This is a genomic window from Microbacterium sp. UBA7513 (genome assembly GCF_002478345.1).
In the GTDB taxonomy this organism is placed as follows: Bacteria; Actinomycetota; Actinomycetes; order Actinomycetales; family Microbacteriaceae; genus Microbacterium.
The window spans coordinates 13,811-27,841 of sequence record NZ_DLNJ01000031.1 but is presented as its reverse complement, the minus strand read 5'-3'; the positions used below and the strand labels follow the sequence as shown (position 1 = coordinate 27,841).

14 protein-coding genes and 1 riboswitch are annotated in these 14,031 nt (G+C 70.8%); of the genes, 9 read left to right on the top strand and 5 right to left on the bottom strand.

The window, feature by feature from the left end:
- Positions 1-307: 307 nt before the first annotated feature.
- Positions 308-622 carry a DUF2470 domain-containing protein gene (locus B2W79_RS15710; RefSeq protein ID WP_218138562.1) on the bottom strand — a complete coding sequence of 105 codons (315 nt, stop codon included), beginning with the start codon at positions 620-622 and terminating at the stop codon, positions 308-310.
- An 85-nt stretch (positions 623-707) separates the two neighbouring features.
- Here B2W79_RS15710 and B2W79_RS15705 point away from each other — a divergent pair, with 85 nt between their 5' ends.
- The 3 genes from B2W79_RS15705 to B2W79_RS15695 all read left to right on the top strand — a co-directional run bounded on the left by B2W79_RS15705 (position 708) and on the right by B2W79_RS15695 (position 4,969).
- A complete protein-coding gene (locus B2W79_RS15705; protein WP_071329341.1) occupies positions 708-1,988 on the top strand; it encodes a serine hydrolase domain-containing protein in 1,281 nt (426 codons plus the stop codon).
- Positions 1,989-2,016: 28 nt separating this feature from the next.
- Positions 2,017-3,033 carry a magnesium/cobalt transporter CorA gene (corA, locus tag B2W79_RS15700; protein WP_071329340.1) on the top strand — a complete coding sequence of 339 codons (1,017 nt, stop codon included), beginning with the start codon at positions 2,017-2,019 and terminating at the stop codon, positions 3,031-3,033.
- Between the two features lie 121 nt (positions 3,034-3,154).
- Positions 3,155-4,969 (top strand): acyltransferase family protein, encoded by a 1,815-nt coding sequence (locus tag B2W79_RS15695; protein WP_292791095.1) that lies wholly within the window; start codon positions 3,155-3,157, stop codon positions 4,967-4,969.
- Positions 4,970-5,045: 76 nt separating this feature from the next.
- Here the strand turns inward: B2W79_RS15695 and B2W79_RS15690 are convergent, their stop codons facing one another.
- Both B2W79_RS15690 and B2W79_RS15685 read right to left on the bottom strand, forming a co-directional pair.
- Positions 5,046-5,255, bottom strand: a complete 210-nt coding sequence (locus B2W79_RS15690; RefSeq protein WP_071329338.1) for a multidrug transporter — start codon at positions 5,253-5,255, stop codon at positions 5,046-5,048.
- Complete coding sequence (locus tag B2W79_RS15685; protein WP_292791091.1) at positions 5,239-6,597, bottom strand: APC family permease; 1,359 nt, start codon at positions 6,595-6,597, stop codon at positions 5,239-5,241. The genes B2W79_RS15690 and B2W79_RS15685 overlap by 17 nt, the downstream gene beginning before the upstream one ends.
- Before the next feature lie 171 nt (positions 6,598-6,768).
- On the opposite strand from B2W79_RS15685, the gene B2W79_RS15680 reads away from it, so the two are divergent.
- Positions 6,769-7,422, top strand: a complete 654-nt coding sequence (locus B2W79_RS15680) for an MIP/aquaporin family protein (protein WP_071329336.1) — start codon at positions 6,769-6,771, stop codon at positions 7,420-7,422.
- Between the two features lie 54 nt (positions 7,423-7,476).
- On the opposite strand, the gene B2W79_RS15675 is transcribed toward B2W79_RS15680, so the two are convergent.
- Positions 7,477-8,502, bottom strand: coding sequence for an FUSC family protein (locus B2W79_RS15675; RefSeq protein WP_292791088.1), 1,026 nt, complete (start codon positions 8,500-8,502; stop codon positions 7,477-7,479).
- 50 nt (positions 8,503-8,552) lie between these two features.
- On the opposite strand from B2W79_RS15675, the gene B2W79_RS15670 reads away from it, so the two are divergent.
- The 5 genes from B2W79_RS15670 to B2W79_RS15650 all read left to right on the top strand — a co-directional run bounded on the left by B2W79_RS15670 (position 8,553) and on the right by B2W79_RS15650 (position 11,759).
- Positions 8,553-9,362 carry a sugar nucleotide-binding protein gene (locus tag B2W79_RS15670; protein ID WP_292791086.1) on the top strand — a complete coding sequence of 270 codons (810 nt, stop codon included), beginning with the start codon at positions 8,553-8,555 and terminating at the stop codon, positions 9,360-9,362.
- Positions 9,363-9,402: 40 nt separating this feature from the next.
- Positions 9,403-10,017 carry a DUF1684 domain-containing protein gene (locus tag B2W79_RS15665; RefSeq protein WP_292791083.1) on the top strand — a complete coding sequence of 205 codons (615 nt, stop codon included), beginning with the start codon at positions 9,403-9,405 and terminating at the stop codon, positions 10,015-10,017.
- Positions 10,014-10,586: a dihydrofolate reductase family protein gene (locus tag B2W79_RS15660; RefSeq protein ID WP_292791080.1), complete on the top strand. Its 573-nt coding sequence runs from the start codon at positions 10,014-10,016 to the stop codon at positions 10,584-10,586. Before B2W79_RS15665 ends, B2W79_RS15660 begins: the two co-directional genes overlap by 4 nt.
- A gap of 19 nt (positions 10,587-10,605) precedes the next feature.
- Positions 10,606-10,669, top strand: a riboswitch (guanidine-III (ykkC-III) riboswitch).
- An 86-nt stretch (positions 10,670-10,755) separates the two neighbouring features.
- Complete coding sequence (locus B2W79_RS15655) at positions 10,756-10,914, top strand: hypothetical protein (RefSeq protein ID WP_157524133.1); 159 nt, start codon at positions 10,756-10,758, stop codon at positions 10,912-10,914.
- A gap of 14 nt (positions 10,915-10,928) precedes the next feature.
- Positions 10,929-11,759, top strand: coding sequence for a F510_1955 family glycosylhydrolase (locus B2W79_RS15650; RefSeq protein ID WP_292791074.1), 831 nt, complete (start codon positions 10,929-10,931; stop codon positions 11,757-11,759).
- Here B2W79_RS15650 and B2W79_RS15645 read toward each other — a convergent pair.
- Entirely contained in the window at positions 11,746-13,785 is a 2,040-nt protein-coding gene (locus tag B2W79_RS15645; RefSeq protein ID WP_292791071.1) for an MMPL family transporter, read from the bottom strand. The genes B2W79_RS15650 and B2W79_RS15645 overlap by 14 nt on opposite strands.
- Positions 13,786-14,031: the final 246 nt, after the last annotated feature.

The following is a 14,031-nucleotide window of genomic DNA, read 5'->3' as shown; positions in this document are numbered from 1 at the left end:
ACCACTCAAACGGACGCGGCCTCCGGCCGTATCGCTCGCGATCTCGGCGGGCCTGAACATCGAAGCCGTGCAAAGCTCCGCGGTGTCGGGTTGGCGCGATGGCCTTGATGTGTATTCAGACGGGTTCGATGTCGATTTTGACCACGTGGCCGGTCGCCTCAACGAAGCTACGAGCGAAAGTATGGTCACAGTGCGGTCGCGTCCCCGCCGACGAAGCAACCCAAGAAACGGACTGCCCCTGAGGCCAGTAGAAGGCCGGGATCGGGGCAGTGGCTCCGGGAGCGTCGATTCCGGAGCCCCACGGTTGTCAGTCGTGCGGCCGTGGTTCGACGCCCAGGCGCTCGCAGGCCGCGTCGTACAGCGCCACAACCTCTCGGCGCACTTCGCGGCGCTCGGTGATCGGGCCGCCGGGCCAGGGGACACGGAGCTCTGACGTCGTGCCGCCACGGGAGATCTCCCAGACGCCGACCTCGCCGTCGAAGCCGGTCATCACGGACGCATCGATCGCCTCCGCGGACGGTTCGGCGAAGGCGCGCGCGATGAGGAGGTTGTCGTCGGTGTGGTCGCCGTTCATGTGGCGGAGGACGGCGGTGATCACGTCGGCATCGAACTCATGGGGCACAGGGACACCCTACGACGACGCGCGGGGCCGACTTTCAGCATCCGCGTTCTAGACTCAGGAGACACGTCTTCGGGGGTTCCCACACATGCAGCTTCTCTCGTCGCGCCGGTGGCGCGCCGCAGCGGCCACGGCGGCCGTTCTCGGTCTCGTCCTCACCGGATGCTCCTCCGAGGGCTCCTTCAGCTATACGCCGCCCGCGCAGGTCGACGCCACGCTTCCCGACGACACGGTCGCGGCGCTGCAGGGCGCGGTCGACAACGCGCTCGCGGCCTCCGGGGCCAGCGGGGCGATCGTCGGGGTCTGGGTGCCGTGGAGCGGCACCTGGGTCGCCGCTACGGGCACGCAGGACAAGGCGGAGGGCGGCGAGCTCTCGACCGACATGTCCTTCCGCATCGCGGACATCACGCGACTGATGACCTGCGACGTCCTCTACGCGCTCGCGGACGAGGGCACCGTCGAGCTCGACGCGACGGTGCCGGAATACGTCTCCGGTGTCGCCGACATGTCCGACGTCACCCTCGTCGACCTGTGCAACGGCACCAGCGGCGCCGGCTCCTCCGAGGCGACGGTCAAGAGCGCGTGGCTGAACACCCCGGAGCGGGTCTGGGCGCCCCTCGAACTCGCGGGTTACGGTCTCGGCCGCGCCCGCATCGCTCCGCAGACCACGTTCCGCGACTCCGACGCCGGCTACCTCCTCCTCGGCCTCGCGCTGGAGCGCGCCTCGGGGATGAGTGCGCGCGAACTGATCGCCGAGTACGTCACCGAGCCGCTGGCGCTCGCCGACACCTCGCTGCCGTCGCCCGCCGCGGCGCCGCCGTCGGAGGGGTCGTCGCTCAGCGGGCACTACATGGGAGCGGTCGAGGGCGGTTTCAACTGCGCAGCGCCCATCGACATCACGACGATGTCCTCCAGCACCGGGTTCACCGACTCGGGAGCGGTGTCGACGATCACCGATCTCGGCCGGTACATGCAGGCCGAGGCCAAGCAGGTGCTGCGCACCAAGGACGAGCCGGACCGCTTCGGGGCGCCGCTGCCCGCCTACGACAAGGCGCCGTCGTGGTACCAGGCGACGGGTGGCGCCTACATCGTCGGCTCCATGATCGGTCAGCACGGCTGGACTCCCGGCTATGCGACGGCGGCGTACTCGGACCCGACGACCGGCTTCACCGTGGCCGTCGTGCTGAACGATTCCACCGCCGGGGCACGCTTCGCTCAGCAGCTCTCCTGGGAGCTGGCCGCGATCGCCTCCAAGGCTCCCGCGGCATCCGGCGAGACGGCTCCCGAGTTCGGTCTGCCCTACACGGCCGAGCAGTACCACAAGGCCACCACGGACGCCGCGCTCGTGTGCGTCCCCCCGGCCGGCTGAGCGGAGCCCGGACGAGCAGGAGGGCCGTATGGCGATCGTGGACAACGCCGTCTACGTCGACGGTGTGCGCGCCGAGGATCCCGGCAGCCTGAACGACACGTTCGAGCGGATCCGGGAACGGCGGGGCATGGGGTGGATCGGCCTCTACCGGCCGAGCGCGGAGGAGGTCAGGGCCGTCGCCGACGAGTTCGGCATCCACGAGCTCGTCGTGGAGGACGCGCTCTCCGGGCATCAGCGCGCCAAGCTGGAGCGGTACGGCGATGTGCTGTTCATGGTCCTCCGGCCCGCGCGCTACCTCGACGAGCGCGAGGAGGTCGAGTTCGGCGAGGTGCACGTGCTGGTCGGGCCGGATTTCGTCGTGACGATCCGTCATGCGGAGTCGCCGGACCTCGGTCGGGTGCGGCGCCGGCTCGAGGCCGATCCCGCTCTGCTCGCTCATGGCCCCGAGGCGGTGCTCTACGCGATCCTCGACGAGGTGGTCGACGAGTACTCGCCGGTCCTGGCCGGCCTCGAGAACGACATCGACGAGATCGAGGGTCAGCTCTTCGAGGAAGACGCGGATGCCACGCAGCGGATCTATGATCTCGGTCGCGAGGTGATCGACTTCCAGCGGGCGACCCAGCCACTGGCCGGCATGCTGGAGGCGTTGCTGCGCGGGTCGGAGAAGTACCGCGTGAGCGAGGAGCTGCAGCGGTACCTGCGGGATGTCCTCGACCACACGCTGCGTGTGAGCGACAAGGCGACGACCTTCCGTTCGGTGCTCGACAACGCCCTCACGGTCGAGTCGACCATCGTCGCGCGTCGGCAGAACGACGAGATGCGCCGGATGACGGAACTGAGCATCCGCCAGAACGACGAGGTGAAGAAGATCTCCGGGTGGGCGGCCATCCTCTTCGCTCCGACGCTCGTCGGCACGGTCTACGGCATGAACTTCGACCATATGCCCGAGCTGCACTGGGTGTTCGGGTACCCGATGGCGGTGCTGCTCATGGTGGCGATGGGGGTCGGACTGTACGCGGCCTTCAAGCGCAAAGGCTGGCTGTAGCGTCGCCGGCATCGCGGAGATCGATTCGTTCGGATACCCTCTAACATGTTAGACGTATCCGTTCCGGCTGATCTCCTGAGGACTGGTGATGCTCCCTTCGGAACCCCTGTCCCGTGCTCGCGTGCCCGAACGCTCCCACGTGCGTGGCCTCACCGGCCTCCGGGCGCTCGCCGTCGTCGCGGTTCTGGGATTCCACCTGGTGCCGGCGGCGGTCCCCGGCGGGTTGATCGGGGTCGATGTGTTCTTCGTCGTGAGCGGGTTCATCGTCACCCGCCTGCTGCTGAGGGAGCTGGCCGCCACGGGCCGGATCAGGTTGGGGGCCTTCTGGGTACGGCGCGCCCGACGCATCCTCCCTGCCCTCGCGGCGATGATCGCCGTCATCGTGCCGCTGGCGTTCGCGGTCGATTCGGACCTGTTGACCGGTATCCGGCGCCAGCTCATCGGCGCGCTCACCTTCAGCTTCAACTGGGTGTCGATCGCCGCCGACGGGGATTATTTCGCCGACGAGCAGCCCGACATCTTCATGAACCTCTGGTCCCTCGCGGTCGAGGAGCAGTTCTATGTCCTGAGCCCGCTGCTGGTCGTGCTCGCTCTTGTCTGCTTCCGGATCCGCCGACGCTCCCTCTCGGTCGTCGCTCTGGGGCTGGCAGCCGTCTCCGCCGTTGCGATGGGGGCGCTGAGCGGAGACCCGTTCGGCTCTCCGACCCGGGCCTACTTCGGCACGGACACGCACGCCTTCGGGCTGCTGATCGGCGCGGCGCTCGCGCTCGCCCTGGGGCCGGATGACCTCGCCGTGCCGTCCCGTCGCTCTCGCGTCTTCCGCACCCTCATCGGGAGCGCCGCCCTGGGGACCCTCATCGTGATCGCCCTCACGCTGTCGTCCGCGGGGGGACTCCCGACACGGGGAGGTCTGCTGCTGTCGAGCGTCGCCGCCGCCGGTCTCGTGTGGTCGGCAGCGACGGTGCCGGCGCTCGGGCGCTGCCTCGACATGCGGCCCCTCCGCTGGGTGGGCGAACGCTCCTACGCGCTCTACCTCTGGCACTGGCCCCTGCTCTTGATCCTCGGCGCCACCCCACTCGTCGGCGCCACCCCGCTGCTCGTGCTCGCAACGGTCGCGCTGAGCGTCGCCGCGGCGGCCGCCTCGTACGTCTTCATCGAGAGCCCCTTCCGGCGCGCGCCGCGGTCAGGACCTCGCGCGGATCGGCCCCGAAGGGCGACGCGGGTCGCCGCCGGTGCGCTGGCGGGGGTCCTCGTGATCGCCGCTCTCGGGATCGCGGTGGTGCGAGGCGATGCGTCGGAGGCGGAGCAGCTCGTGGCACGCGGAAGGCAAGCGGTGGAGGCGCTGCCCTCCGCCGCCGAGAGCAGCGCGCCGGCGACAGACACGCCGGCGCCTCCCAAGCCCCCGTCGTCATCGTCCCCCGCACCGCGGACGCCCGCGGTACGGGGGACGGACATCACCGCCATCGGGGACTCCGTCATGCTCGCGGCCGCGCCGGCTCTGCAGCGGGGATTCCCGGGGATCGCCATCGATGCTGCCGTGTCGCGGAGCATATGGGCGGCTCCGGATATCCTGGGACGCCAGGCCGATGCCGGCACCCTCCGGCGGTATGTGGTGATCGGTCTGGCGACGAACGGCGAGATCCCGATCGGAGTCCTCGAGAAGGCTCGGGCGAGGATCGGCCCCGACCGTGTTCTCGTGCTGGTGACCGGCCACGCCGACCGCGGATGGATCGCCGCCGCGAATGCGGCGCTCGCTGCCTTCGCGGCGAGGTCCCCGCGGACGGTGGTCGCGGATTGGGATGCTGCGATCACCAGCCGCCCGGGCGCACTCGCTCGCGACGGGATCCATCCCCAGCCGGAGGGCGGGCAGATCTATACGGACGTCGTCCGTCGCGCGATCGCCGCGGCGCGTGTCGCAGGGCCGGGCGCGCGCTGAGCGACTCTGCGGGTTGCACGGGTCCACCGCGAACGCGACATGACCCTGAAGCGAGCCGGCGCTCGTGCGTGCGGGGTCAGTCCTCCCCGTCGGCCTCGGGCATGCCGGGACCAGGGCCGGGACGCACCTCGGCGTCGTCTCGGATGTCGATGCGGGTGTTGCCGTCGTGCTCCGAGACGTCCACGCGAGGCGCGGCGTCGGCCTCCGTGGCGTCGGGGGCCGAGGTCAACTGATCGTGACGGTTCTGCTCGAACGTCTCGTCGGCGGTGTCATCGGGCGTGCTCATGGCTCTCCTTCGTGTCGGCGGTCTTCGAGCGGTTGCGGGTCCACCGGGCGACAGCGTAGAGCACACCGCCGACGGCGAGGAGGATGGCGCCGAACAGCCACACCTGCGGGCGCTGCTGGGTGAGCAGCAGGATGCACGACGCGATGCCGAGCACCGGGACGAACGTCCATACGCGGAAGTGGTCGTGCGCGACCGTGTCGCGGCGCAGGACCAGCACCGAGATGTTGACGCTGAGGAAGACGACCAGCAGCAGCAGCACGACGGTCTCGGCGAGCGTCGCGAGGTCTCCGACCAGTGTGAGGCCCATCGCCACGAGCGTCGTGGTGAGGATCGCGACCCACGGGGTCTTCCGCCTCGGCAGGACGCGCCCGAGCGCGGACGGCAGGAGGTTCTGCTCCGCCATGCCGTAGGTGAGGCGGCTGACCATGATCATCGTCAGCAGGGCTCCGTTGGCGACGGCGATGAGCGCGATGAGGCTGAACAGCCACGACGGGACGCTGACCCCGGTGGCCTCGACGACCGCGAGCAGCGGACCGCTGGACTCCTGCAACTCGGAGGCCGGCAGGGCGACGGCGCTGGCGATGCCGACGAGCACGTACACGACACCGGCGGTGAGGAGCGCCCCGAACAACGCGCGCGGGTAGGTCCGCCGCGGGTCCTTGACCTCTTCGATCATGTTGGCCGAGGTCTCGAAGCCGACGAACGAGTAGTACGCGATCACCGCGCCGGAGAGGACCGCCAATGCGACGTTCGCCCCCTCGGGCACCTGCGTCGCCCGGGACAGATCGCCGCCCCCGCCGCCGACGAACACCGCCACGACGACGATCACGATCACGAGGCCGCTGAGCTCGATCGCCGTCATCACGAGGTTCGCGCCCATCGACTCGCGGATGCCGCGGGCGTTGAGCAGCCCGACGATCGCGAGGAAGACGATCGCGACCGGGATGGTCGGCAGGTCGACGAAGGTGCTGAGGTAGTCGCCGGCGAAGGCGATGGCCAGCCCGGCCGCGCTCGTCACCCCGGCCGCGAGCATGCTGAAGCCGACGAGGAAGGACACCAGCGGGCTGCGGAACGCCCGCTCGGCGAACACCGCGGCCCCGCCCGCGCGCGGGTACTTGGTGACGAGCTCGGCATACGACCCTGCGGTGAGCATGGCGAGGAGGAGGGCGAGGACCAGCGGTGCCCAGAGCAGGCCGCCCACGTCTTCCGACAGCACGCCCATCAACGCGTAGATCCCCGCGCCGAGGACGTCGCCGAGGATGAACGCGAACAGCAGGGGGCCGGTGATGGCGCGGCGCAACCGGGTGGGTGTCTCGGCGCGCGGCTCGGTCTGGACGGTCATCCTTGCACGGTACGGTCCGGAGCTACGGCGGGCGACGGGCTTGACAGTGCCGCCGCCAATGAGCCAGCGAGAGCCGACCGCGCGCTATCCTCGGTGCCGCAAGGCGGGTCGTCGCCCGGGCCGTTCCGGGGAGACGGGGGGCCGCCTGCGATCCCACAGAAGGACACCATCATGATCGGTACACCTCGCAAGGCGCTCGCGGAAGCGGTCGCCACGTTCCTCTTCGTCCTCGCGATCATCGCCGCGGTGAACAGCGGAAGCCCGCTCACTCCGCTCGCGATCGGCTTCACACTGATGGTGCTCGTGTACTCCACGGGCCACATCTCGGGTGCCCACCTCAACCCGGCGGTCTCGCTGGGCGTGTTCCTGCGCGGCGGGCTCAGCGTCGCCGACTTCGTCTCGTACCTCGTCGCGCAGTTCGCCGGCGGGGCGCTCGCGGCTGTCGTGGCCCTCGCCGTCTGGCCGGCCGGCGAGAAGGCGATGGTCATCGAGGTCGGTCCGGCATTCCTCGTCGAGGCGCTGTTCACGCTGATCCTCGTCTGGGTCGTGCTGAACTCCGCCACCTCGAAGGACACGGCGGGCAACTCGTTCTACGGGCTCGCGATCGGTGCGACCGTCTTCGTCGGGGCGGCGACGGTCGGCTCCATCTCGGGTGGCGGATTCAACCCGGCGGTGGCCCTCGGCCTCTCGGTCAGCGGGCACTTCGCGTGGGGCTCGCTCTGGCTGTACATCGTGGCTCCCGCGGTCGGTGCCATCATCGCCGCCCTGCTGTTCCGCGTGCTCAACGCCGACGATGCGCGGAAGATCGCCGCGGACGCCGAGTAGAAGCCTCGCCTCGGAGCGCCGCATCCCTCCCGGGTGCGGCGCTTCGTCGTCTCGTCAGCGGGGTCGGCTCCGTCGGCGCAGCGCCGCGGACGTGACGGCCACCACCGTTCCGACGACCACGCCGATGATCGTCTCCAGAACGCGGTCGGTCAGCAGGTCGGCGACCGGAGTCGGCGCGGCCAGGTGCACCATCAGGAGGGCGAGCGGGGTGACGAACACCATCGCGATGCCGTAGTTGCGGCCGATGAACAGTTCGGCCGTTCCCTGCAGGACCACGACGACGGCGATCACGGCGAGCGCCGGCATGTCGAGGGCGAGGATCCCGGCGGCGACCAGCACGCCGAGCAGCGTGCCGACGAGGCGCTGGATGCCGCGGATCACGCGGGCGTTGAGCTGCGCGCCGCTGACCGCGGCCACCGCGCCGACCGCTGCCCAGTACCAGTGGGTGCCGCCGAGGAGCAGGCCGACCACGCCCGCTCCGACGATCGCGGCGGCGACCGAGGCGGCCATCTCGGCGGCGACCGGCCCGACGGACGGGCGCGCCTTCTGTGCCGCCTCCGCCGTGGTCCGGGTGACGAGGGCGACGAGGGCGGTGAGGGCGAGGCCGAAGAGCACGCTCGCCCCGCCGACGAGCAGGACCGCGCCGAAGGAGGCGCCGGTGGCGGGGATGGTCGCGCACGCCCCGGTCGCGAAGACCGTGAACAGCGGCCCGGGCGGGTGCCACTGCAGGACGTAGGCCAGCAGCGTCACGGCCGCAGCGACGAGTGCGACGACGACGATGCTCAGCACGGCGGGGGCGGCGAGGACCGACAGGGCCGTGCCGATCAGCATCGCGCCGAGTAGCACCCCGCCGGCACTGGCCTGCATGCGGATCCGGTCGCGGAAGACGTCGTGCCGGCCGTAGAGCGCGGCGAAGGCACCGAAGCTCGCATAGATGCTGAGGTCGAGCCGGCCGACGGCCCACAGCACGAGGAGCGGGACGGCGACACTGACGGCGGCGCGCAGGGCGACCCGGTGATCCCCGCGGTGCGGACCGACGCGGAGGACTCCCGTCCACACCCGTCCCTGCGATTCCGTCACCGATCAAGCCTACGTCCGTCGCACGACGGCGATGTGCGAGGGTGGGAGGGATGACCACTCCGCCTCCGCCGCGCCGCACCCTCCTGGTCGGCTTCGGGAAGCTCGGCACCCGGCTCGCTCCGCTGCTCCTCGCGGACGGCGGTGAGGTCCTGGCCCTCCGCCGCCGTGACGGACCCATGCCGGACGGGGTGACGGCGCTCGCGGCCGATCTGACCGTTCCGCTCACGGCGCCGCTGCCCGAGGTCGACGCCGTCGTGGTGACCCTGCCGCCCGGGCCGGACGTGTCGTCGTATCGCACGGCGCTCGCGAACCTCGCGGCAGCGCTGCCGACCCGGCCGGCGCGGACGGTGTTCGTCTCGTCCACCGGGGTGTTCGACGGCACCGGGAGTGCCGAGCCTGTGACCGAGCGCATCGAGCCGGTGCCCACCACCGACCGGGGCCGCGGTCTGCGGGACGGCGAGAAGGCGGCCGTCGAGCTCTTCGATGCGCTGGTCGTGCGTCCCGCGGGCATCTACGGCCCCGGGCGCGAGTTCCTCCTCCGGAAGGTCAGGCAGGGGGCTCCCGTCACGCACCGCCGGCGCACGAACCGCATCCACGAGACCGATCTCGTACGCATTCTCGACCTGCTGCTGCGGATGCCGGAGCCCCCGGCGCTCGTGCACGCCGTCGACCAGGCGCCTGCTCCGCTGGGAGACGTCGTGACCTTCCTCGCCGACCGCCTCGGCGTGCCCGTGCCCCCGGACGACGGCGGTGCGGCGAGCGGCTTCGTCTACGACGGCTCGCTGGTGCATGCGGTCCTCGGCAGGCTCGACTACCCGACCTACGAGGACGGCTATGCGGAGATGATCGCGGGGGACTGAGACCATTCCGAGCGTCCGTCGTCCGGCGTACCGTGGGCGCATGACGAATGCGCAGACGGCTGTCGAGGTCGTCGACTGGCGGCGGCGGGTGTTCGCCCTGTACGAAGCGGTGCGACGGGCCGACTCCCCGGAGGAGGCGCACGAGCTGTGGCGGATCGAGCGCGACGAGCTGCTGCTGCGGCACCCGGCGACGCCCCTTCTCCCGCAGGACAGGGCGCTGTACGAGGGGCTGCCGATCGCCTCGTACGACGCCGCCTGGCGGTTCGAGCTCCCGATCCTCGACACCGATCCGGCCACGTTCGAGTTCGCGACGGGGACGGACGGCATCGTGCCGTTCGAGCGCGTCGGCGTCGTGGAGATCCCTGACGTCGGGTCTCTCGACGTGTGGCGGCTCGCCTCCTACGGTGGCGGCCTGTTCGTGCCGGTGCGCGATGCCTCCGCCGGGCAGAGCGGGGGGACGTACGGCGGCGGGCGGTACCTCATCGACACGATCAAGGGCGCTGACCTCGGGGCCGACCCGCGCCGCGGCACGCTCGTGCTCGACTTCAACTTCGCGTACAACCCGTCCTGCGCCTACGACCCGGCGTGGGCGTGCCCGCTGGCGCCCCCCGGCAACATGCTGACGGTGCCGATCCCGGTCGGAGAGCTCCGATGAGACCGCTGCGGTACGCCATCAACGTGACGCTCGACGGCTGCTGCCATCACGAAGCCGGACTCCCGCCCGACGAGGAGTCGATGCGCTTCTGGACCGCGGAGCTGCAACGCGCCGACGCCCTTCTCTACGGTCGGGTGACGTACGACATGATGCGGGCCGCGTGGCGGCGTCCGGAATCCGGGGTCTGGCCGGACTGGATGGAGGAGTGGGAGACGCCCTTCGCCGAGACCATCGATCGCCTGCCGAAGCACGTGGTGTCGGCGACGCTCGATGCCGTCGACTGGAACGCGGACCTCGTGCGCGGCGACCTCGCCGAGGCCGTGCGGGGGCTGAAGGATCAGCCGGGGGAGGGCCTGTCGGTCGGCGGTGTGGCGCTGCCTGCGGCGCTCGCGGACCTCGGGCTGATCGACGAGTACCTGTTCGTGGTCCATCCAGTCGTCGCGGGGCATGGTCCCCGATTGCTCGACGGCCTGCACGAGCGTCTTCGGCTCGAGCTCGTGGAGCGGCGGGAGTTCCGCTCCGGCGCCGTCGCGCAGCGGTATCGGCCTGCCGAAGTGCTCCCTGCATAGGGTGCCCTGGTACGGTATGCGCAAGCCCGCGACCGGGCCTGCGGACGAGGGCGCAGTACCCGCTGAGCGACAAGACTGACCAAGAAGGGTCGTCGGGTGTCTCAGCGCGGGAACCGTGCGGTCGAGGTCCTTCTTGTGCGCCCTCCGCGCGAGCAGAGAAGGACAGCACATGAACATCCGTCTGGGACGCGGCCCCGAGCCGCTCGTCGATGAGGCCACGATCCATGCCATGGAAGTCGTCTTCACCAGCCTGATCGTGGCCGCCGGGGTCGCGATCTCCTTCGTCGCCGTGGTCGTGCTCCGCGGCCTCTATCGGGGACAGCGATGAAGCGAGGAGCGCGCGTGTCGACGGCCGGCGCCCTCGGGGGGATGCTCGTGCTCCTGACCGGATGCGCGGCGTCGGAGACGCCGGAGTCCGGACCACCGGTGATCGAGCACGTCCACGCCGTGGCCGAGGCGCCCACGGGTGACGCGCTGCTCATCGCCACGCACAACGGCGTCTTCACCGTGGACGCGGACGGTACCCTTGCGGGACCCGTCGGCGGCCATGACTTCGACGCGATGGGGTTCACGGTCGCAGGGCGGACGCTCTTCGCCTCCGGACACCCCGGGCCGTCCACATCGCCCGACCTCGGTGAGGGGAATCTCGGCATCATCCGCAGCGACGACGGGGGCCAGACCTGGGCTCCGGTCGCCTTCACCGGGGTCGAGGACTTCCACGTCCTGACGGCCGGTCCGGACGGCACCCTCTACGGCATCGGGTCGAGCGGTCCGGAGCTGCTGACGAGCGTCGATGAGGGCGTCAGCTGGAGCAAGGGGCCGCAGCTGGAGGCGGCCGACCTCGCGGTGACGGATGCCGGGATCCACGCGGCGACCGAGTCGGGGCTCCTGCACAGCAGCGACGGGCGAGCGGGTTTCGAAGCACTCGCCGGGGCGCCGGTGCTGTACTCCGTCGACGCACGGGCGGACGGGCGTCTCGTCGGCGTCGATGTGGAGGGTGCTCTGTGGGCGACGGACGCCGACGGGGCCTGGGCGACGGTGGGGGTCGCCGAGGGCCCTGTGCAGGCGTTGAGCGCGGTCGGCGCGGAGCGGATCGTGATCGTCGACGAGCGCGGCGTGGTGGACATCACGCCGGACGGGGAGACCGTGCTCGTGTCGCTCATCCGCGAGTGAGGTCGGGGGCGGCCCGCCGGGAGGCCGGTCGCCCCGGCCACCAGATGCGGTCGCCGACGAGAGCGAACAGCGCAGGGACGATCACGGTCCTGACCACCAGCGTGTCGACGATCACGCCGACCCCGACGATCAGCCCGAGCTGCCCGAGGGTGACCAGCGGCAGGACGCCGAGTGCCGCGAACACGGCGGCGAGCACGATCCCGGCGCTCGTGATGACGCCGCCGGTGTGAGCGACCGCTTCCACCATGCCGTCCCTCGTGCCCCGCAGCGCCGCTTCGCTCCGGGCGCGATGGACGAGGAAGATCGTGTAGTCGATGCCGAGGGCGACCAGGAACAAGAAGGCCAGCAGCGGGACGGGGAGATCGAGTGCGTGCTGCCCGAACAGCAAGCGACTGAGCCAGGCCCCGGCGCCGATGGCGGCCACGGCACTCGCCACGTTGACGGCGAGCAGCAGCAGCGGCGCGACCAGCGACCGCAGCAGGAACGCCAGCACCAGGAAGCTCACCGCCAGGACCAGGGGCACCACGACGCCGAGGTCCGCGAGGTTCCCGGCACGGGCGTCGAGATCCGTCGCCACCGCGCCGCCGACGACCGCCCCCGCCCCCGGCACATCGTGCACGGCGGCCCGGAGTTCCGTGATCTGAGCCAGGCTGTCGTCGGTGCTGGGCGCATATTCGCTGGTCACCAGGATCTTCGTGAGCTTCTCGTCGTCCGTCGTCCCGACCGGAGTGGCGCGGACGATGCCCTCCACGTCGCGCGCCGCGGTGAGGACGGCTTCGGCTTCCCCGCTGTCCGTGACGATGAGGATCGGCTGCGCCTCTCCTGCCGGGAAGTGGTTCGAGAGCACCTCGAGACCCGTCGCGGACTCGGACGGGACCCGGAACTTGTCGACCTGGTCGAGCCCGACGGTCGTCCCGACGAGGCCGACCGTCATCACGGCCAGCAGGGCTGCACCCCCGAGGAGGCTCACGACCGGCCGGCTCACGACGCGCGTCGCGATCGTCCGCCACACTCCGCCGCGCCGTGCGGCAGCTCCGGGACGAGGGACGAACGGCCAGAACACCTTCCGTCCGCACACCGCCAGCAGGGGAGGCAGCAGGAAGAGGACGGACGCCAGGGCGACCAGCAGCCCGATGGCGGACGAGACGCCGAGTCCGTGCGTGCCGGGGATCACCGCCAGGGCGAGTGTCAGGAGGGCGAGGACGACCGTGAGGTTCGAGGCGAGGATTGCCGGAGCGGTCCGGCGCCAGGCCGTGCTGAGCGCGCGGCGGTGGTCCGTCGTGGTGGTGAGCTCCTCCCGATACCGCGAGATCAGGAGCAGGGCGTAATTGGTCCCGGCGCCGAAGACGAGGACGCTGATGATCCCGGCATCGAACTGCAGGTCCCACGCGGAACCGGCAGCCGCGGTCAGTCGTCCGGCGAGCCCGTCTGCCAGGCCGACGGCGGCGAGCGGCAGCAGCCACAGCACCGGCGATCGGTACGTGACGATGAGGAGCACCGCGACGATCAGGACGGTCACGAGGAGCAGAGTGAAGTCGGCGCCTTCGAAGGAGGCGGCGATATCGGCGCCGAACGCCGGTCCGCCGGTCACGAGCAGGGTAATCCCGTCCGGTGCGTGCTCGTCGATGTCGGCGCGGAGCGCCGCGACCACAGCGGCGGTGTCGGTGCTCGTCTGGCCGACCGCGATCGGTGTCACGAGAACCGCGGCCTTCTCGTCCTCGCTCACGAGAGGCCCGGTCGGATCCGCGTCCGCGTGCGAGCCGAGCACCGGGAGGAGGCCTTCGAGCGCGGCGACGTCGGGTGCCGAGAGCGTCGCGCCGTCGTCGCGCGACGCGACCACGATCACGGACTGCCGATCCGCGTTCGGGAACTCCGCCAACAGCGCGCTCGTGCGCGCCGATTCCGACCCTGCGGGGGCCTGCTCGTTGCCGGCGGGTGCCTTCGCCGACCCGAACAGGCCGAAGAGAGTCATCATGATCAGGAGGACCGCGCCGAGCGTGATCCAAGCGCCGCCACGGGAGGTCATCCACTCAGGAAAGCGCCGAAGAGCGCGAGAATCTGCCATACCTGCCACTCCACCAGGAGCGTCGTGCGGCGACATCGTCAAGACGATGGAGGGAAGTCTCCCTCTTTCGATGGATGCCGGTCGGGCGGCGTTGGGCATGCCGAAGCGGTCGCATCGCAGCGAGGATCAGAGAGGTCGGGAGTCATGGCGTGAGGCGGGTGGCGCGTGGCAGTATCACCTCATGGTGGGATCCTCGAAGCTCGCGTC